A 17,830-nucleotide genomic window follows, 5' to 3' on the forward strand; every position below is an offset into this window, starting at 1 on the left:
GCCCGTTTGTGTTAGGGCGCTGCCGGCTCATAAGCAATGATCCGGCGCGTCGACCGAATAAAGGATCCAAAGTGGCTCGCAAGACACCTATCGAGCGCTACCGCAACATCGGTATTAGCGCTCACATCGACGCCGGCAAGACGACGACGACCGAGCGCATCCTGTTCTACACGGGCGTGAACCACAAAATCGGTGAAGTTCACGACGGCGCAGCAACGATGGACTGGATGGAGCAGGAGCAGGAGCGCGGCATCACCATCACGTCGGCTGCTACCACGGCCTTCTGGAAGGGCATGGGCGGCAACTATCCCGAGCACCGCATCAACATCATCGACACCCCGGGGCACGTCGACTTCACGATCGAAGTGGAGCGCTCGATGCGCGTCCTGGACGGCGCGTGCATGGTCTACTGCGCAGTGGGCGGCGTGCAGCCGCAGTCGGAAACCGTGTGGCGTCAGGCGAACAAGTACAAGGTTCCCCGTCTCGCGTTCGTCAACAAGATGGACCGTACCGGCGCGAACTTCTTCAAGGTCTACGACCAACTGAAGACCCGCCTGAAGGCGAACCCGGTTCCCGTCGTGGTGCCGATCGGCTCGGAAGAGAACTTCAAGGGCGTCGTCGATCTGCTGAAGATGAAAGCGATCATTTGGGACGAAGCGTCGCAAGGCACGAAGTTCGACTACGTCGACATCCCGGCTGAACTCGTTGACTCGTGCAACGAGTGGCGCGAGAAGATGATCGAGTCGGCTGCTGAAGCCAGCGAAGAGCTGATGGAAAAGTACCTCGGCGGCGAAGAGCTGAGCGAAGCGGAAATCGTCAAGGCGATCCGCGACCGGACCATCGCGTGCGAAATTCAGCCGATGCTGTGCGGCACCGCGTTCAAGAACAAGGGCGTGCAGCGCATGCTCGACGCGGTCATCGACTTCCTGCCGTCGCCGATCGACATTCCCCCGGTGACGGGCGAACTGGAAAGCGGCGAGCGGGGCGAGCGTCGCGCAGCCGACGACGAGAAGTTCTCGGCGCTGGCGTTCAAGATCATGACCGACCCGTTCGTTGGTCAATTGATCTTCTTCCGCGTGTACTCGGGCGTCGTGAATTCGGGCGACACCATCCTGAACGCGACCAAGGACAAGAAGGAACGTCTGGGCCGTATTCTGCAGATGCACGCGAATCAGCGCGAAGAAATCAAGGAAGTGCGCGCAGGCGATATCGCCGCGGCCGTCGGCCTGAAGGAAGCGACGACCGGCGACACGCTGTGCGATCCGGCAAGCCCGATCGTTCTGGAACGCATGATTTTCCCGGAACCGGTGATTTCGCAGGCAGTTGAGCCGAAGACGAAGGCTGACCAGGAAAAGATGGGCCTGGCGCTGAACCGTCTCGCGCAGGAAGACCCGTCGTTCCGCGTTCAAACGGACGAAGAATCGGGCCAGACCATCATTTCGGGCATGGGCGAGCTCCACCTCGAAATTCTGGTCGACCGGATGAAGCGCGAATTCAACGTGGAAGCAACTGTCGGCAAGCCGCAGGTTGCCTACCGCGAAACCATTCGCACGACGGCCGCCGATGTCGACGGCAAGTTCGTCAAGCAGTCGGGTGGTCGCGGCCAGTACGGTCACGCGGTCATCACGCTGGAGCCGAACGAGCAGGGCAAGGGCTACGAGTTCCTGGACGAGATCAAGGGCGGCGTGATTCCGCGCGAATACATCCCGGCCGTGGACAAGGGTATCCAGGAAACGCTGAAGTCGGGCGTGCTGGCTGGCTTCCCGGTTGTGGACGTGAAGGTTCACCTGACGTTCGGTTCGTACCACGACGTCGACTCGAACGAAAACGCGTTCCGCATGGCCGGCTCGATGGCCTTCAAGGAAGCAATGCGCAAGGCAAGCCCGGTCATCCTCGAACCGATGATGGCCGTGGAAGTCGAAACGCCGGAAGACTACATGGGCAACGTGATGGGCGATTTGTCCGGCCGTCGCGGTATCGTCCAGGGCATGGAAGACATGGTTGGCGGCGGCAAGATCGTGCGCGCCGAAGTGCCGCTGTCCGAAATGTTCGGCTATTCGACCTCGCTGCGTTCGCTGACGCAAGGCCGTGCAACGTACACGATGGAATTCAAGCACTATGCTGAAGCTCCGCGTAACGTCGCCGACGCGATCATCAACGCCAAGGGTAAGTAATACCCCAGAGTCGTTCGGCGCAAGCCACAAGCTCTAACCGATAAACAATCTTTGAACGAAGGTAATCATGGCAAAAGGTAAATTCGAGCGGACCAAGCCGCACGTGAACGTGGGCACGATCGGTCACGTTGACCACGGCAAGACCACGCTGACGGCAGCGATCACGACGGTGCTGACCAAGAAGTTCGGCGGCGAAGCAAAGGCGTACGACCAGATCGATGCAGCGCCGGAAGAAAAGGCACGTGGTATCACGATCAACACCGCGCACGTCGAGTACGAAACGGCTAACCGCCACTACGCACACGTCGACTGCCCGGGCCACGCCGACTACGTGAAGAACATGATCACGGGCGCGGCGCAGATGGACGGCGCAATCCTGGTGTGCTCGGCCGCTGACGGCCCGATGCCGCAAACGCGTGAGCACATCCTGCTGGCGCGTCAGGTCGGCGTGCCGTACATCATCGTGTTCCTGAACAAGTGCGACATGGTCGACGACGCCGAACTGCTCGAGCTGGTCGAAATGGAAGTGCGCGAACTTCTGTCGAAGTACGACTTCCCGGGCGACGACACTCCGATCATCAAGGGTTCGGCAAAGCTCGCGCTGGAAGGCGACACGGGCGAGCTGGGCGAAGTGGCGATCATGAGCCTGGCCGACGCGCTGGACACGTACATCCCGACGCCGGAACGCGCAGTTGACGGCTCGTTCCTGATGCCGGTGGAAGACGTGTTCTCGATCTCGGGTCGCGGCACGGTGGTGACGGGTCGTATCGAGCGCGGTGTGGTGAAGGTTGGCGAGGAAATTGAAATCGTCGGTATCAAGACGACGGTGAAGACGACCTGCACGGGCGTGGAAATGTTCCGCAAGCTGCTCGACCAAGGTCAGGCGGGCGACAACGTCGGTATCCTGCTGCGCGGCACGAAGCGTGAAGACGTGGAGCGCGGCCAGGTTCTGGCCAAGCCGGGTTCGATCACGCCGCACACGCACTTCACCGCTGAAGTGTACGTGCTGAGCAAGGACGAAGGCGGCCGCCACACGCCGTTCTTCAACAACTACCGTCCGCAGTTCTACTTCCGTACGACGGACGTGACGGGCTCGATCGAGCTGCCGAAGGACAAGGAAATGGTGATGCCGGGCGACAACGTGTCGATCACGGTCAAGCTGATCGCCCCGATCGCCATGGAAGAAGGTCTGCGCTTCGCTATCCGTGAAGGCGGCCGTACCGTCGGCGCAGGTGTCGTTGCTAAGATTATCGAGTAAAATCTCGGTCTTACTCGAAGTCGTAGTACAGAAGTAATGTGACCGGGGCCGGGTGTTCGCCCTCAGCGAATGCCCGGTCCCTCGCTCTTTGCCAAATCGGCGGCGCAACACCGCCTCGCTCTTTCTAAGGAATTGTCATGCAGAACCAGAAAATCCGCATTCGTCTGAAGGCTTTCGACTACCGCCTGATCGATCAATCGGCAGCCGAGATCGTCGATACGGCGAAGCGGACTGGCGCGATCGTCCGTGGCCCGGTGCCGCTGCCGACGCGTATTCAGCGTTTTGACATCCTGCGTTCGCCGCACGTCAACAAGACGTCGCGCGACCAGCTCGAAATCCGTACGCACCAGCGCCTGATGGACATCGTCGATCCGACCGACAAGACGGTCGACGCGCTGATGAAGCTCGATCTGCCGGCCGGTGTGGACGTCGAAATCAAGCTGCAGTAAGCCTACAAAGCTTCGCCGGCACGCCGGACGGAGCTAAGTCTTTGATTGCTTGCAGAAAACGAAAAGCCTTGTTATACTCCAAGGCTTTTCGCGCATTTGCGCAAAAAAGTCTGTCGGGTTTCGGGCGCAAGTTCGTAAGCGCGGCGGGCATTTTGTAATCAGCCCCGACCAATCGCAGTCGGGAATGGAGAAAACGATGAGCCTTGGACTCGTAGGTCGCAAGGTTGGCATGACCCGTATCTTCACGCCTGAAGGGGATTCGATCCCCGTCACCGTGCTGGACGTGTCGGACAACCGCGTGACGCAGATCAAGACCGTTGAAACGGATGGCTATGCCGCCGTTCAGGTTGCATTCGGTACTCGCCGCGCATCGCGCGTGACGAAGCCGCTGGCGGGTCACCTCGCCAAAGCCGGCGTTCAAGCCGGTGAAATCCTCAAGGAATTCCATATCGACGCAGCCAAGGCAGGTGAACTGTCGAACGGCGCCGTTGTCGGTACGGACATTTTCGAAGTCGGCCAGAAGGTTGACGTGCAAGGCACGTCGATTGGTAAGGGCTACGCCGGTACCATCAAGCGCTACAACTTCGCCTCGGGCCGCGCAACGCACGGTAACTCGCGTTCGCACAACGTTCCGGGTTCGATCGGTATGGCGCAGGATCCGGGTCGTGTGTTCCCCGGCAAGCGCATGACGGGTCACCTCGGTGACGAAACCGTCACGGTGCAAAATCTCGAAATCGCCCGCATCGACGCTGAGCGCAATCTGCTGCTCGTCCGCGGTGCTGTTCCGGGTGCGAAGGGCGGCAAGGTCTTCGTGACCCCGGCTGTCAAGACGCGTGCTGTGAAAGGAGCGAAATAATGGAACTTAAGCTCCTGAATGCCAATGGTCAGGAAGGCGCTGGCGTGACCGCATCGGACGTCGTGTTCGGTCGCGATTACAACGAAGCCCTGATTCACCAGGTCGTGGTGGCTTATCAAGCCAACGCACGCAGCGGCAACCGCGCTCAGAAGGACCGTGAGCAGGTCAAGCACACCACCAAGAAGCCGTGGCGTCAGAAGGGTACGGGCCGCGCTCGTGCCGGTATGTCGTCGAGCCCGTTGTGGCGTGGCGGTGGTCGCATTTTCCCGAACTCGCCGGAAGAAAACTTCTCGCACAAGGTCAACAAGAAGATGCATCGCGCAGGTCTCTGCTCGATCTTCTCGCAGTTGGCTCGCGAAGGCCGCATCTCGGTGGTCGAGGATCTCGCGCTCGAAGCGCCGAAGACCAAGCTGTTGGCCGAAAAATTCAAGGCGATGGGTCTCGACTCCGTGTTGGTCATTACCGATACGGTTGACGAAAACCTGTACCTCGCGTCGCGCAACCTGGCCCACGTGGCGGTTGTCGAGCCGCGTTACGCCGACCCGCTCTCGCTGATCTACTTCAAGAAGATTCTGATCACGAAGGCTGCGGTCGCTCAGATCGAGGAGTTGCTGTCATGAGCGAAGTTCGCAAAAACGATCATCGTTTGATGCAAGTTCTGCTCGCGCCGGTGATCTCCGAAAAGGCGACGCTGGTTGCCGACAAGAACGAACAAGTCGTGTTCGAAGTCGCGCCGGACGCCACGAAGCAGGAAGTCAAGGCTGCTGTCGAGCTGCTGTTCAAGGTCGAAGTCAATTCCGTCAACGTGCTCGTCACGAAAGGCAAAGCCAAGCGCTTCGGCCGTTTCAACGGCAAGCGCAAGGACGTGAAGAAGGCATACGTCTGCCTGAAGCCCGGCCAGGAAATCAACTTTGAAGCGGAGGCCAAGTAACCATGGCAATCGTGAAAGTTAAGCCGACCTCGCCGGGTCGCCGCGCGATGGTCAAGATCGTCAACAAGGATCTGCATAAGGGCAAGCCGCACGCAGCGCTGCTCGACTCGCAATCCAAGTCGGCGGGCCGTAACAACAACGGCCGCATCACCACGCGTCACCAGGGCGGTGGGCATAAGCAACACTACCGTATCGTCGATTTCCGTCGCAACAAGGACGGCATCGCGGCGAAGGTCGAACGTCTCGAGTACGACCCGAACCGTAGCGCGAACATCGCGCTGGTTCTGTACGCAGACGGCGAGCGCCGCTACATCATCGCGCCGAAGGGCGTGACGGTTGGCACGCAACTGATGTCCGGCTCGGAAGCGCCGATTCGCGCGGGTAACACCCTGCCGATCCGCAATATCCCGGTCGGTACGACGATCCACTGCATCGAAATGTTGCCGGGCAAGGGCGCGCAGATCGCGCGTTCGGCTGGTACGTCGGCCATGCTGTTGGCTCGCGAAGGCGTCTACGCGCAGGTTCGTCTGCGTTCGGGCGAAATCCGCCGCGTGCACGTCGAGTGCCGCGCGACGATTGGTGAAGTTGGCAACGAAGAGCACAGCCTCCGTCAAATCGGTAAGGCAGGCGCGAACCGCTGGCGCGGTATCCGCCCGACGGTGCGCGGCGTTGCAATGAACCCGGTCGATCACCCGCACGGCGGTGGTGAAGGTAAGACGGCAGCAGGTCGCGATCCGGTAAGCCCGTGGGGCACGCCGACGAAGGGTTATCGCACCCGCAGCAACAAGCGCACGACGACGATGATCGTCCAGCGCCGTCACAAGCGTTAAGGAGTAGGCAATGACACGTTCTGCTAAAAAAGGTCCGTTCTGCGACGCTCATTTGCTGAAGAAAGTTGAGTCGGCCGCATCTACGCGTGACAAGAAACCAATCAAGACCTGGTCGCGTCGTTCGACGATTCTGCCGGACTTCATCGGTCTGACGATCGCCGTTCACAACGGCCGTCAGCATGTTCCGGTGTATGTGACGGAAAACATGGTCGGCCACAAGCTTGGCGAGTTCGCACTGACCCGTACGTTCAAGGGTCACGCGGCCGACAAGAAGGCCAAGAAATAAGGGGCTATCAAGATGGAAGTGAAAGCAATTCATCGCGGTGCCCGCATCTCGGCGCAGAAAACGCGCCTTGTGGCTGACCAGATTCGTGGTTTGCCGGTCGACAAGGCGCTGAACGTCCTGACGTTCTCGCCGAAGAAGGCGGCGGGTATCGTCAAGAAGGTCGTGCTGTCTGCGATCGCGAATGCGGAACACAACGAAGGCGCCGACATCGACGAGCTCAAGATCACGAGCATCTACGTCGACAAGGCCGCTTCGCTGAAGCGTTTTACCGCGCGCGCAAAGGGTCGTGGTAACCGCATCGAGAAGCAATCCTGTCACATCACTGTGACGGTCGGGAATTAAGGAGCCATACGATGGGACAGAAAATTCATCCGACTGGCTTCCGTTTGGCCGTCAGCCGCAATTGGGCGTCGCGCTGGTACGCGAACAACAACAATTTCGCGGCGATGTTGCAGGAAGACATCGGTGTTCGTGAATACCTGAAGAAGAAGCTGAAGAACGCGTCCGTCGGCCGCGTGGTGATCGAGCGTCCTGCAAAGAACGCACGCATCACGATTTTCAGCTCGCGTCCGGGTGTCGTGATCGGCAAGAAGGGCGAAGACATCGAACTGCTGAAGGCCGAGCTGCAAAAGCGCATGGGCGTTCCGGTTCACGTCAACATCGAAGAAATCCGCAAGCCGGAAACCGATGCTCAGCTGATCGCCGATTCCATCACGCAGCAGCTCGAGCGCCGGATCATGTTCCGCCGCGCGATGAAGCGTGCGATGCAAAACGCGATGCGTCTTGGCGCCCAAGGCATCAAGATCATGAGCGCGGGCCGTCTGAACGGTATCGAAATTGCACGTACCGAGTGGTATCGCGAAGGCCGCGTGCCCCTCCATACGCTGCGCGCCGATATCGACTACGCGACGTCGGAAGCGAAGACCACGTACGGCATCATCGGCGTGAAGGTGTGGGTCTACAAGGGCGACACCCTCGGCCGTAACGAAGCGCCGGTGGTGGAAGAAGTCGCGGAAGAGAAGCGTCCGCGTCGCAACGCACGTCCGGGTGGCGATCGCCGTCCGCGCCGTGACGGTGAAGGTGCGCCGGCTGGTGCACGCCGCGGCGGCCCCCGTCGTGGTGGCGCCGGCGGTGACGCGAAGAGTGGAGAATAACGATGCTGCAACCGAAACGCAGAAAGTATCGCAAAGAGCAGAAGGGTCGTAACACCGGCAAGGCGACGCGCGGCAACGCGGTGTCGTTCGGTGAGTACGGTCTGAAGGCTATCGGTCGCGGCCGTTTGACCGCGCGTCAGATCGAAGCGGCGCGTCGTGCCATGACGCGTCACATCAAGCGTGGCGGCCGGATCTGGATCCGCATTTTCCCGGACAAGCCGATTTCGCAAAAGCCGGCCGAAGTGCGTATGGGTAACGGTAAGGGTAACCCTGAGTACTACGTCGCGGAAATTCAACCGGGCAAGATGCTGTACGAAATGGACGGTGTCTCCGAAGAACTGGCACGCGAAGCGTTCCGTCTGGCTGCAGCCAAGCTGCCGCTCAAGACGAACTTCGTGATTCGCCAGCTCGGCGCCTAAGGAGTAAACGATGAAGGCATCTGAACTTCACCAGAAGGACCAGGCCGCGCTCAATCAAGAGCTGTCGGACCTGCTGAAGGCGCAATTCGGCCTGCGCATGCAACTCGCGACCCAGCAGCTCACTAACACGAGCCAGCTGAAGAAGGTTCGTCGCGACATCGCACGTGTGCGGACTGTCCTGACTGAAAAGGCGAACCAGAAATGAACGATAGCGTAAAAACCTCGCTCAAGCGGACGCTGGTCGGCAAGGTCGTCAGCAACAAGATGGACAAGACGGTTACCGTGCTGGTCGAGCACCGCGTGAAGCATCCGATCTACGGCAAGTACGTCGTGCGCTCGAAGAAGTATCACGCGCATGATGACGCGAACACGTACAACGAAGGCGACCTCGTCGAAATCCAGGAAACCCGTCCGATCTCGAAGACGAAAGCCTGGGTTGTGTCGAAGTTGCTGGAAGCGGCTCGCGTGATCTGAAGTAGAAGTACGGCGACGCAGTAAGTCGTTAGTGTCGCAGTAAGTTTCGCTTGCAAGACCGGGATTATTTGTTATAATCTCGGTCTTCCCTCTTTGTGGGAGCCCCGTCGCGGGCGAAACTGGTGGGGGAAGCCGGTTCAGGCGCCAGCCTGTATCGACAGATTCACCGGATTGCGATGGCGGGTTTCGTCTGCCCTCGCTGCCTGTTCTAACCCAAGCAGCCGATTGGCTGACGGGACCAAGACTGACCGGATGTGCCATGGTGGTGCGACCGGATTAAGTTGGGAAAGATAAACCATGATCCAGACCGAAACTCGGCTTGAAGTGGCCGACAACACGGGTGCACGTGAAGTCATGTGCATCAAGGTGCTCGGCGGCTCGAAGCGTCGTTACGCTAGCATTGGCGACATCATCAAGGTGACCGTCAAGGAAGCGACGCCGCGCGGACGCGTGAAGAAGGGCGAAATTTATAACGCCGTGGTCGTTCGCACGGCCAAGGGCGTGCGCCGCCAGGATGGCTCGCTGATCAAGTTCGACGGCAATGCCGCCGTTCTTTTGAATACGAAGCTCGAGCCGATCGGCACGCGTATCTTCGGGCCGGTCACGCGTGAACTGCGTAGCGAACGATTCATGAAGATCGTTTCGCTCGCGCCGGAAGTGCTGTAAGGAGTCGCGATGAACAAGATTCGCAAAGGTGACGAAGTCATCGTCATCACCGGCAAGGACAAGGGCAAGCGCGGCACCGTGCTGGTCGTTGCGGAAGACCGTGTGACGGTCGAGGGCATCAACCTCGTCAAGAAGCACGTGAAGCCGAACCCGATGAAGGGTACGACGGGCGGCGTGGAAGCCAAAACGATGCCGCTGCATATTTCGAACGTCGCATTGGTCGACGCGAACGGCAAGGCATCACGCGTTGGCATCAAGGTCGAAGACGGCAAGAAGGTTCGCTTCTTGAAGTCGACCGGCGCCACGTTGAACGCCTGACGCGGAGTTAAAAAATGGCTCGTCTGCAAGAGATTTATAAAGAAAAGGTTGTGCCGCAACTGGTTGAAAAGTTCGGTTACAAGTCGGTCATGGAAGTGCCGCGCCTCACCAAGATCACCCTGAACATGGGTCTTGGCGAAGCCGTCGCTGACAAGAAGGTCCTTGAGCACGCCGTTGGCGACCTCACGAAGATCGCCGGCCAAAAGCCGGTTATCACCAAGTCGCGTAAGGCAATCGCTGGTTTCAAAATCCGCGAAGGCTACCCGATTGGCACGATGGTTACCCTGCGTGGCAATGCCATGTACGAATTCCTGGACCGTTTCGTGACGGTTGCGCTCCCCCGTGTGCGCGACTTCCGTGGCGTGTCGGGCAAGGCGTTCGACGGCCGTGGTAACTACAACATCGGTGTGAAAGAGCAGATCATTTTCCCCGAAATCGACTACGACAAGATCGACGCGCTGCGTGGGCTGAACATCAGCATCACGACGACTGCGAAGACCGACGAAGAAGCAAAGGCATTGCTCGCCGGCTTCAAGTTCCCGTTCAGAAACTGAGGTTACCGTGGCTAAACTGGCACTGATCGAACGTGAAAAGAAGCGTGCGCGCCTGGCTGCTAAGTACGCTCCGAAGCGTGCTGAACTGAAGGCTGTGATCGACGACGCAAGCAAGTCGGACGAAGAGCGTTACCTCGCCCGCCTGTCGCTGCAACAACTGCCGCGTAACTCGAACCCGACTCGCAAGCGTAACCGCTGCGCGATCACGGGCCGTCCGCGTGGCACGTTCCGCAAGTTCGGACTCGCGCGTAACAAGATTCGTGAAATCGCGTTCCGCGGCGAAATCCCTGGCCTCACCAAGGCGAGCTGGTAATAGGAGAAACATAAATGAGCATGAGTGATCCTATCGCCGATATGCTGACTCGCATCCGCAATGCGCAGATGGTCGAGAAAGTTTCGGTGACTATGCCCTCGTCGAAAGTCAAGGTTGCGATTGCGCAGGTTTTGAAGGACGAAGGTTATATCGACGACTTCGCAGTGAAAGCTGAAGGTGCGAAGACGGAATTGAATATCGCGTTGAAGTACTACGCTGGCCGTCCGGTTATCGAGCGCCTCGAGCGCGTTTCGAAGCCTGGTCTGCGTGTGTACCGCGGTCGCAACGACATCCCGCAGGTCATGAATGGCCTCGGCGTTGCAATCGTGTCGACGCCGAAGGGTGTGATGACCGACCGCAAGGCGCGCCAGAACGGCGTCGGCGGCGAAGTCATCTGCTACGTCGCTTAACGCCGAAGGGAGAGGAAACATGTCTCGAGTAGGTAAAAGCCCGATCGCGCTGCCGCAAGGCGCGGAAGTGGCCGTCAATGGCGACGTCATCACCGTGAAGGGTCCGCTCGGCACGATCTCGCAAGCGGCCAATCCGCTCGTGAACGTGGCGAACGAAAACGGCACGCTGAACTTCGCGCCGGCTAACGAAAGCCGTGAAGCAAACGCGATGTCCGGCACGATGCGCGCCCTGGTGGCGAACATGGTGTCAGGCGTCACCAAGGGTTTCGAGCGCAAGCTGACGCTGGTTGGCGTTGGTTATCGTGCGCAAGCGCAAGGCGACAAGCTGAACCTGTCGCTGGGTTTCTCGCACCCGGTGGTGCACCAGATGCCGGAAGGCGTCAAGGCTGAAACCCCGTCGCAGACCGAAATCGTGATCAAGGGGATCGACAAGCAGAAAGTCGGACAAGTCGCAGCAGAAGTGCGCGGCTATCGTCCGCCGGAGCCTTACAAGGGCAAAGGCGTGCGCTATTCCGACGAGGTCGTGATCCTCAAAGAAACGAAGAAGAAGTAAGGGTGCGCAATCATGGATAAGACTCAATCTCGCCTGCGCCGCGCTCGTCAGACGCGTATCAAGATCGCTGAGCTGCAGGTCGCGCGTCTCGCCGTGCATCGCACGAATACGCACATCTACGCGCAAGTGTTCTCGGCATGTGGCACGAAGGTGCTGGCAAGCGCATCGACGCTGGAAGCCGAAGTGCGTGCTGAGCTGGCCGACAAGTCGGGCAAGGGCGGCAACATCAACGCTGCAACCCTGATCGGCAAGCGTATTGCCGAAAAGGCCAAGGCTGCCGGCATCGAATCCGTCGCCTTTGACCGCTCGGGTTTCCGCTACCACGGCCGCGTGAAAGCGCTGGCTGACGCGGCGCGCGAGGCCGGGCTCAAGTTCTAAGGGAAGAATTCGTCATGGCAAAGATGCAAGCGAAAGTTCAGGCTGACGAACGCGACGACGGCCTGCGCGAAAAGATGATTTCGGTCAACCGCGTGACCAAGGTTGTGAAGGGTGGCCGGATTCTCGGTTTCGCCGCACTGACCGTGGTTGGCGACGGCGATGGCCGCGTCGGCATGGGCAAGGGCAAGGCGAAGGAAGTTCCGGTCGCCGTTCAGAAGGCAATGGAACAAGCCCGCCGCAACATGTTCAAGGTGCCGCTCAAGAACGGTACGTTGCAACACGAAGTGCACGGCAAGCATGGCGCTTCCGCAGTCCTCCTCGCTCCGGCGAAGGATGGTACTGGCGTGATCGCCGGCGGTCCGATGCGCGCAGTGTTCGACGTGATGGGCGTGCAGAACGTGGTGGCAAAGAGCCACGGCTCGACGAATCCGTACAACCTCGTTCGTGCAACGCTCGACGGTCTGCGCAAGCAGTCGACGCCGGGCGACATCGCGGCGAAGCGCGGCAAGTCCGTCGAAGATATTTTGGGCTAAGCCTCGAGGTCATCATGTCTGAGAAAACTGTCAAGGTTCAGCTCGTCAAGAGCCTGATCGGGACTCGCGAAACGCACCGCGCGACGGTGCGTGGCCTCGGCCTGCGCCGCCTCAACTCGGTTAGCGAGCTGCAGGACACGCCGGCTGTGCGCGGGATGATCAACAAGGTCGCGTACCTCGTTAAGGTCATCGGCTAAGCGGCCGACCCACGGATCCAAGGAGTTGAACATGGAATTGAATAACCTGAAGCCGGCGGAAGGCTCGAAGCACGCTAAGCGTCGCGTCGGTCGCGGCATCGGTTCGGGCCTCGGCAAGACCGCAGGCCGCGGCCACAAGGGTCAGAAATCGCGTTCGGGCGGCTTCCACAAGGTCGGCTTCGAAGGCGGTCAGATGCCGCTGCAGCGTCGCCTGCCGAAGCGTGGCTTCACGTCGCTGACGAAGGAATTCGTCGGTGAAGTGCGCCTCTCTGATCTGGAGAAGCTGCCGGTCGACGAAATCGATCTCTTGGCGCTGAAGCAAGCGGGTCTGGTCGGCGAGCTCATCAAGAGCGTGAAGATCATCAAGACCGGCGAGATCACCCGCAAGGTCACGGTGAAGGGTCTGACGGCAACGAAGGGCGCCCGTGAGGCAATCGAAGCCGCTGGCGGCTCGTTCGCCGAGTAACGCGCTTTCGCCGTTACTAGCACTAGCATCGGAGAAGGTTCTTGGCTAACAGCCCGAGTCTCGCAAAACCCGGTCGAAGCGCGGCGAAATTTGGCGATCTGCGTCGGCGTGCAGTGTTCCTGCTGCTGGCGCTGGTCGTCTACCGCATTGGTGCGCACATTCCGGTCCCCGGCATCGATCCGGATCAACTGGCCAAGCTGTTCCAAAGCCAGTCGGGCGGCATCCTTGGCATGTTCAACATGTTCTCGGGTGGCGCACTGTCGCGATTCACGATCTTTGCGCTGGGCATCATGCCCTACATTTCGGCTTCGATCATCATGCAGTTGCTGTCGATCGTGTCGCCGCAAATGGAGGCATTGAAGAAGGAAGGGCAGGCGGGGCAACGGAAGGTTACGCAGTACACGCGTATCTTCACCGTGGTGCTCGCGACCTTTCAGGCGTTTGGTATCGCGGTAGCGCTGGAAAATCAGCCTGCTCTGGTGCTGGACCCCGGCATGGTGTTCCGGTTGACCACGGTCGTGACGCTCGTAACGGGCACGATGTTCCTGATGTGGCTGGGTGAGCAGATCACGGAGCGCGGTCTCGGCAACGGTATCTCGATCATCATCTTCGGTGGCATCGCGGCGGGCTTCCCGAACGCGATCGGCGGGCTCTTCGAGCTTGTCCGTACCGGTTCGATGAGCATCATCTCGGCGATCATCATCGTCGTGCTGATCGCGGCGGTCACGTATCTGGTCGTGTTCATCGAACGCGGTCAGCGCAAGATCCTCGTGAACTATGCGAAGCGCCAGGTCGGTAACAAGATTTACGGCGGACAGTCGTCTCATCTGCCGCTGAAGTTGAATATGTCGGGTGTGATTCCGCCGATCTTCGCGTCGTCGATCATCCTTTTCCCGGCAACCATCCTGAACTGGTTTAGTTCGGGTACGCGTACCGGTTGGGTCGCAAACACGTTGCATAGCGTGGCCGAGGCCATCAAGCCTGGTCAACCCGTGTACGTGCTGCTGTATGCGTTGGCGATTGTTTTCTTCTGCTTCTTCTACACCGCACTGGTGTTCAACAGCCGAGAAACCGCCGACAACTTGAAGAAGAGCGGTGCATTCGTTCCGGGTATCCGTCCGGGCGATCAGACTGCACGGTATATCGACCGCATCCTCACGCGTCTGACGCTGGCCGGTGCGATCTACATTGTGTTCGTCTGCCTGTTGCCTGAGTTTTTGGTGTTGCGCTGGAACGTGCCGTTTTATTTTGGTGGAACGTCGCTGCTGATCATTGTCGTCGTCACAATGGACTTCATGGCTCAGGTGCAGTCGTACGTCATGTCGCAACAATACGAATCGCTGCTCAAGAAGGCAAACTTCAAGGGCAGCAACGTCCCGATGCGTTAATTAGGACTATGGCCAAAGACGATGTAATCCAGATGCAGGGCGAGGTCATTGAAAACCTCCCCAACGCTACTTTCCGGGTGAAATTGGAGAATGGCCATGTCGTCCTGGGACACATTTCTGGAAAGATGCGGATGCACTACATCCGCATCCTGCCAGGCGACAAGGTTACGGTTGAATTGACGCCTTACGATCTGTCTCGTGCACGGATCGTGTTCCGGGCGAAGTGATTTGAAAAAAGGGTAATATCATGAAAGTGATGGCATCGGTTAAGCGCATTTGCCGCAATTGCAAGATCATCAAGCGCAAGGGCGTTGTGCGCGTGATTTGCAGCTCTGATCCGCGCCACAAACAGCGTCAAGGCTGAACGCCGCGCTTTTGCTTGCGCTTTTTGTTTGAGGAAAAACAATGGCTCGTATCGCAGGGGTTAACATCCCGAATCACCAGCATACCGAGATCGGCCTGACGGCAATCTTCGGCATCGGACGCACGCGCTCGCGCGGCATTTGCACCGCTGCTGGTGTGGAATTTTCGAAGAAGGTCAAGGACCTCACCGACGCAGACCTCGAAAAGCTGCGTGACGAAGTGGGCAAGTTCATCGTCGAAGGCGATCTGCGCCGTGAAGTGACGATGAACATCAAGCGCCTGATGGACTTGGGTTGCTACCGCGGCATGCGTCATCGCAAGGGCCTGCCCCTGCGTGGCCAGCGCACGCGCACCAACGCCCGTACTCGCAAGGGTCCGCGTCGTGCAGCGCAATCGCTGAAGAAGTAAGCGGAACTGACAGTTACAGGAAAACGTAATGGCTAAGGCTTCGAACAACTCCGCGGCGCAACGCGTTCGCAAGAAGGTCAAGAAGAACGTCGCCGAGGGCGTGGTTCACGTTCACGCGTCGTTCAACAACACCATCATCACGATCACGGACCGTCAAGGTAACGCGCTGGCATGGGCGACCTCCGGTGGCCAGGGTTTCAAGGGCTCGCGTAAGTCGACGCCGTTTGCAGCTCAGGTCGCAGCCGAATCGGCTGGCCGCGTGGCGATGGAATACGGCGTGAAGAACCTCGAAGTGCGGATCAAGGGCCCCGGCCCTGGCCGTGAATCGGCGGTGCGCGCGTTGCATGGTCTTGGCATCAAGATCACCGCGATCTCCGACGTGACGCCGGTCCCGCACAACGGTTGCCGTCCGCCGAAGCGCCGCCGCATCTAAGGCGACGACGCGAGCGCATGTTCCTGCTGATGCGTAAGTATCGGCGGGTTTCGTGCGTGATGAATTTGACTAAGCCCACCGTTCGGCCCAAAGGGTTCGGACTAGCGCGAACGAGAGTTCGCGTGATTAATTTTTAAGGATTCAACGTGGCACGCTATACCGGTCCTAAAGCCAAGCTGTCCCGCCGTGAAGGCACCGATCTGTTCCTGAAGAGCGCACGCCGCTCGCTCGCCGACAAGTGCAAGCTTGACAGCAAGCCCGGCCAACACGGCCGCACCTCGGGCGCACGTACGTCCGACTACGGCACCCAATTGCGCGAAAAGCAAAAGGTGAAGCGTATCTACGGTGTGCTGGAGCGTCAGTTCCGCCGCTACTTCGCCGAAGCCGACCGCCGCAAGGGCCCGACGGGCGAAAACCTGCTGCAATTGCTCGAGTCGCGTCTCGACAACGTCGTGTATCGCATGGGCTTCGGCTCGACGCGCGCTGAAGCGCGTCAGCTCGTCAGCCACAAGTCGATCATGGTGAACGGTCAAGTCGCGAACATCCCGTCGATGCAAGTCAAGTCGGGCGACGTCGTCTCCGTTCGCGAGCAGTCGCGCAAGCAGGCTCGTATCGTCGAGGCGCTGTCGCTGGCCGAGCAAGGCGGAATGCCGAGCTGGGTGTCGGTCGACGGGAAGAAGTTCGAAGGAACGTTCAAGTCGATGCCGGAACGCAGCGATATCGCTGGCGACATCAACGAAAGCCTGATCGTCGAATTGTATTCGCGTTAATCGCGCGGTAATCGGATTAGCAGCCGGGGAGCCTGATTGCTCATGGCAAATCGGCATCCTCGGCTGTTTAATTTTCAGGTTGTTACCGGTCAGCCTTATCGGTGTAACGAGCCGAGGGTATTGAAAAGGAAAACCTATGCAAACCAGTTTGTTGAAGCCCAAGATCATTGCAGTTGAATCGCTTGGCGAGAGCCATGCGAAAGTGGTTATGGAGCCGTTCGAACGCGGCTATGGCCACACCTTGGGTAACGCGCTTCGGCGCGTGCTGCTGTCGTCGATGGTGGGCTACGCGCCGACCGAAGTGACGATCGCAGGCGTCGTGCACGAATACTCGACGCTCGATGGTGTGCAAGAGGATGTGGTCAACCTGCTGTTGAACCTGAAGGGCGTCGTCTTCAAGCTGCACAACCGCGACGAAGTCACGGTGACGCTGCGCAAGGAAGGCGAAGGCGTGGTCACGGCCGGCGATATCGAACTCGCCCACGATTGCGAGGTCATCAACCCGGATCACGTGATTGCTCATCTCTCGAAGGGCGGCAAGCTCGACGTTCAGATCAAGATCGAAAAGGGCCGCGGGTATGTGCCCGGCAACGTTCGTCGCTATGGCGAAGAGTCGGGCAAGATCATCGGTCGCATCGTTCTGGATGCGTCGTTCTCGCCGGTGCGTCGCGTGAGCTATGCAGTGGAAAGCGCGCGTGTCGAACAGCGTACCGACCTCGACAAGCTCGTGATGAACATCGAAACCAACGGTGTGATTTCGCCGGAAGAAGCGATCCGTCAATCGGCGCGCATTCTGGTCGATCAACTGTCGGTGTTCGCAGCACTGGAAGGCACGGAAGCCGCAGCGGAAGCGCCGTCACGCGCGCCGCAGATCGATCCGATCCTTCTGCGTCCGGTGGACGATCTCGAACTCACGGTTCGTTCCGCGAACTGCCTGAAGGCCGAGAACATCTACTACATCGGCGATCTGATCCAGCGCACGGAAAACGAGCTGCTGAAGACGCCGAACCTCGGTCGCAAGTCGCTGAACGAGATCAAGGAAGTGTTGGCCTCGCGTGGCCTGACGCTCGGCATGAAGCTCGAAAACTGGCCGCCGGCTGGTCTCGACAAGTAAGAGCGTCGACACGCTGTAACTGGCATAGACGCGGATTTTGCTTTAAAATCCGCGTCTTGCTTTTTCTTCGACCGGCCCGTGCGCAGCCGTATTCCGGCAAAGCGCAATAGAAGAGCTGGATCAAAACTCGTTAAA

General features: G+C 59.2%; 30 protein-coding genes. All 30 read left to right on the forward strand.

Features of this window, described 5'->3' with window-relative positions:
* Positions 1 to 71 precede the first annotated feature (71 nt).
* The 30 genes from fusA (at position 72) to rpoA (ending at position 17,695) form a co-directional block, all read left to right on the forward strand.
* The gene (fusA, locus tag AB6804_RS24225; protein ID WP_035970545.1) at positions 72 to 2,174 is read left to right on the forward strand and encodes an elongation factor G; all 2,103 of its coding nucleotides are present in this window, start codon (positions 72 to 74) and stop codon (positions 2,172 to 2,174) included.
* 67 nt (positions 2,175 to 2,241) lie between these two features.
* Entirely contained in the window at positions 2,242 to 3,432 is a 1,191-nt protein-coding gene (tuf, locus tag AB6804_RS24230; protein ID WP_061126160.1) for an elongation factor Tu, read from the forward strand.
* 137 nt (positions 3,433 to 3,569) lie between these two features.
* On the forward strand, positions 3,570 to 3,881 hold the full coding sequence (rpsJ, locus tag AB6804_RS24235) for a 30S ribosomal protein S10 (protein ID WP_006998489.1): 312 nt from the start codon (positions 3,570 to 3,572) through the stop codon (positions 3,879 to 3,881).
* Positions 3,882 to 4,077: 196 nt separating this feature from the next.
* Positions 4,078 to 4,737 (forward strand): 50S ribosomal protein L3, encoded by a 660-nt coding sequence (rplC, locus tag AB6804_RS24240; protein ID WP_035967717.1) that lies wholly within the window; start codon positions 4,078 to 4,080, stop codon positions 4,735 to 4,737.
* Complete coding sequence (gene rplD / locus AB6804_RS24245) at positions 4,737 to 5,357, forward strand: 50S ribosomal protein L4 (RefSeq protein WP_035967598.1); 621 nt, start codon at positions 4,737 to 4,739, stop codon at positions 5,355 to 5,357. Before rplC ends, rplD begins: the two co-directional genes overlap by 1 nt.
* Complete coding sequence (gene rplW, locus AB6804_RS24250; protein WP_035967599.1) at positions 5,354 to 5,668, forward strand: 50S ribosomal protein L23; 315 nt, start codon at positions 5,354 to 5,356, stop codon at positions 5,666 to 5,668. The genes rplD and rplW overlap by 4 nt, the downstream gene beginning before the upstream one ends.
* A 2-nt stretch (positions 5,669 to 5,670) precedes the next feature.
* Positions 5,671 to 6,498 (forward strand): 50S ribosomal protein L2, encoded by an 828-nt coding sequence (rplB, locus tag AB6804_RS24255; protein ID WP_035967600.1) that lies wholly within the window; start codon positions 5,671 to 5,673, stop codon positions 6,496 to 6,498.
* Between the two features lie 10 nt (positions 6,499 to 6,508).
* Complete coding sequence (rpsS, locus tag AB6804_RS24260) at positions 6,509 to 6,784, forward strand: 30S ribosomal protein S19 (RefSeq protein WP_035967602.1); 276 nt, start codon at positions 6,509 to 6,511, stop codon at positions 6,782 to 6,784.
* A 12-nt stretch (positions 6,785 to 6,796) separates the two neighbouring features.
* Complete coding sequence (rplV, locus tag AB6804_RS24265; RefSeq protein WP_007730533.1) at positions 6,797 to 7,126, forward strand: 50S ribosomal protein L22; 330 nt, start codon at positions 6,797 to 6,799, stop codon at positions 7,124 to 7,126.
* 11 nt (positions 7,127 to 7,137) lie between these two features.
* The gene (rpsC, locus tag AB6804_RS24270) at positions 7,138 to 7,938 is read left to right on the forward strand and encodes a 30S ribosomal protein S3 (protein WP_035967604.1); all 801 of its coding nucleotides are present in this window, start codon (positions 7,138 to 7,140) and stop codon (positions 7,936 to 7,938) included.
* 2 nt (positions 7,939 to 7,940) lie between these two features.
* On the forward strand, positions 7,941 to 8,357 hold the full coding sequence (gene rplP, locus AB6804_RS24275; RefSeq protein WP_035967605.1) for a 50S ribosomal protein L16: 417 nt from the start codon (positions 7,941 to 7,943) through the stop codon (positions 8,355 to 8,357).
* A gap of 10 nt (positions 8,358 to 8,367) precedes the next feature.
* Positions 8,368 to 8,562, forward strand: a complete 195-nt coding sequence (rpmC, locus tag AB6804_RS24280; protein WP_035967606.1) for a 50S ribosomal protein L29 — start codon at positions 8,368 to 8,370, stop codon at positions 8,560 to 8,562.
* Positions 8,559 to 8,831 carry a 30S ribosomal protein S17 gene (rpsQ, locus tag AB6804_RS24285; protein ID WP_035933074.1) on the forward strand — a complete coding sequence of 91 codons (273 nt, stop codon included), beginning with the start codon at positions 8,559 to 8,561 and terminating at the stop codon, positions 8,829 to 8,831. The genes rpmC and rpsQ overlap by 4 nt, the downstream gene beginning before the upstream one ends.
* A gap of 297 nt (positions 8,832 to 9,128) precedes the next feature.
* Entirely contained in the window at positions 9,129 to 9,497 is a 369-nt protein-coding gene (rplN, locus tag AB6804_RS24290; RefSeq protein WP_006998478.1) for a 50S ribosomal protein L14, read from the forward strand.
* A 9-nt stretch (positions 9,498 to 9,506) separates the two neighbouring features.
* Complete coding sequence (rplX, locus tag AB6804_RS24295; RefSeq protein ID WP_035967607.1) at positions 9,507 to 9,815, forward strand: 50S ribosomal protein L24; 309 nt, start codon at positions 9,507 to 9,509, stop codon at positions 9,813 to 9,815.
* Positions 9,816 to 9,829: 14 nt separating this feature from the next.
* A complete protein-coding gene (gene rplE / locus AB6804_RS24300) occupies positions 9,830 to 10,369 on the forward strand; it encodes a 50S ribosomal protein L5 (protein WP_014192474.1) in 540 nt (179 codons plus the stop codon).
* Between the two features lie 7 nt (positions 10,370 to 10,376).
* Complete coding sequence (rpsN, locus tag AB6804_RS24305; RefSeq protein WP_035967609.1) at positions 10,377 to 10,682, forward strand: 30S ribosomal protein S14; 306 nt, start codon at positions 10,377 to 10,379, stop codon at positions 10,680 to 10,682.
* 14 nt (positions 10,683 to 10,696) lie between these two features.
* Positions 10,697 to 11,092 carry a 30S ribosomal protein S8 gene (rpsH, locus tag AB6804_RS24310; protein ID WP_035967610.1) on the forward strand — a complete coding sequence of 132 codons (396 nt, stop codon included), beginning with the start codon at positions 10,697 to 10,699 and terminating at the stop codon, positions 11,090 to 11,092.
* Between the two features lie 19 nt (positions 11,093 to 11,111).
* Positions 11,112 to 11,645, forward strand: coding sequence for a 50S ribosomal protein L6 (gene rplF / locus AB6804_RS24315; RefSeq protein WP_035967612.1), 534 nt, complete (start codon positions 11,112 to 11,114; stop codon positions 11,643 to 11,645).
* Between the two features lie 12 nt (positions 11,646 to 11,657).
* Positions 11,658 to 12,023 (forward strand): 50S ribosomal protein L18, encoded by a 366-nt coding sequence (rplR, locus tag AB6804_RS24320; RefSeq protein WP_035967614.1) that lies wholly within the window; start codon positions 11,658 to 11,660, stop codon positions 12,021 to 12,023.
* A gap of 14 nt (positions 12,024 to 12,037) precedes the next feature.
* Positions 12,038 to 12,556: a 30S ribosomal protein S5 gene (gene rpsE / locus AB6804_RS24325; RefSeq protein ID WP_244793886.1), complete on the forward strand. Its 519-nt coding sequence runs from the start codon at positions 12,038 to 12,040 to the stop codon at positions 12,554 to 12,556.
* Between the two features lie 14 nt (positions 12,557 to 12,570).
* Complete coding sequence (gene rpmD, locus AB6804_RS24330) at positions 12,571 to 12,753, forward strand: 50S ribosomal protein L30 (protein WP_035967615.1); 183 nt, start codon at positions 12,571 to 12,573, stop codon at positions 12,751 to 12,753.
* A 31-nt stretch (positions 12,754 to 12,784) separates the two neighbouring features.
* Positions 12,785 to 13,219, forward strand: a complete 435-nt coding sequence (gene rplO / locus AB6804_RS24335; protein ID WP_035967616.1) for a 50S ribosomal protein L15 — start codon at positions 12,785 to 12,787, stop codon at positions 13,217 to 13,219.
* Positions 13,220 to 13,260: 41 nt separating this feature from the next.
* On the forward strand, positions 13,261 to 14,607 hold the full coding sequence (secY, locus tag AB6804_RS24340; protein ID WP_370888637.1) for a preprotein translocase subunit SecY: 1,347 nt from the start codon (positions 13,261 to 13,263) through the stop codon (positions 14,605 to 14,607).
* Positions 14,608 to 14,615: 8 nt separating this feature from the next.
* Positions 14,616 to 14,834: a translation initiation factor IF-1 gene (infA, locus tag AB6804_RS24345; protein WP_004521905.1), complete on the forward strand. Its 219-nt coding sequence runs from the start codon at positions 14,616 to 14,618 to the stop codon at positions 14,832 to 14,834.
* Positions 14,835 to 14,854: 20 nt separating this feature from the next.
* Positions 14,855 to 14,971 (forward strand): 50S ribosomal protein L36, encoded by a 117-nt coding sequence (gene rpmJ, locus AB6804_RS24350; protein WP_004199844.1) that lies wholly within the window; start codon positions 14,855 to 14,857, stop codon positions 14,969 to 14,971.
* Positions 14,972 to 15,012: 41 nt separating this feature from the next.
* On the forward strand, positions 15,013 to 15,378 hold the full coding sequence (rpsM, locus tag AB6804_RS24355) for a 30S ribosomal protein S13 (RefSeq protein WP_008344037.1): 366 nt from the start codon (positions 15,013 to 15,015) through the stop codon (positions 15,376 to 15,378).
* 28 nt (positions 15,379 to 15,406) lie between these two features.
* Positions 15,407 to 15,811: a 30S ribosomal protein S11 gene (rpsK, locus tag AB6804_RS24360; RefSeq protein WP_006052224.1), complete on the forward strand. Its 405-nt coding sequence runs from the start codon at positions 15,407 to 15,409 to the stop codon at positions 15,809 to 15,811.
* 146 nt (positions 15,812 to 15,957) lie between these two features.
* Entirely contained in the window at positions 15,958 to 16,581 is a 624-nt protein-coding gene (gene rpsD / locus AB6804_RS24365) for a 30S ribosomal protein S4 (RefSeq protein WP_370888638.1), read from the forward strand.
* Positions 16,582 to 16,717: 136 nt separating this feature from the next.
* Complete coding sequence (gene rpoA / locus AB6804_RS24370) at positions 16,718 to 17,695, forward strand: DNA-directed RNA polymerase subunit alpha (RefSeq protein ID WP_035967625.1); 978 nt, start codon at positions 16,718 to 16,720, stop codon at positions 17,693 to 17,695.
* Positions 17,696 to 17,830 lie beyond the last annotated feature (135 nt).

Source organism: Caballeronia sp. RCC_10, assembly GCF_041360715.1.
Taxonomy (GTDB): Bacteria; Pseudomonadota; Gammaproteobacteria; order Burkholderiales; family Burkholderiaceae; genus Caballeronia; species Caballeronia grimmiae.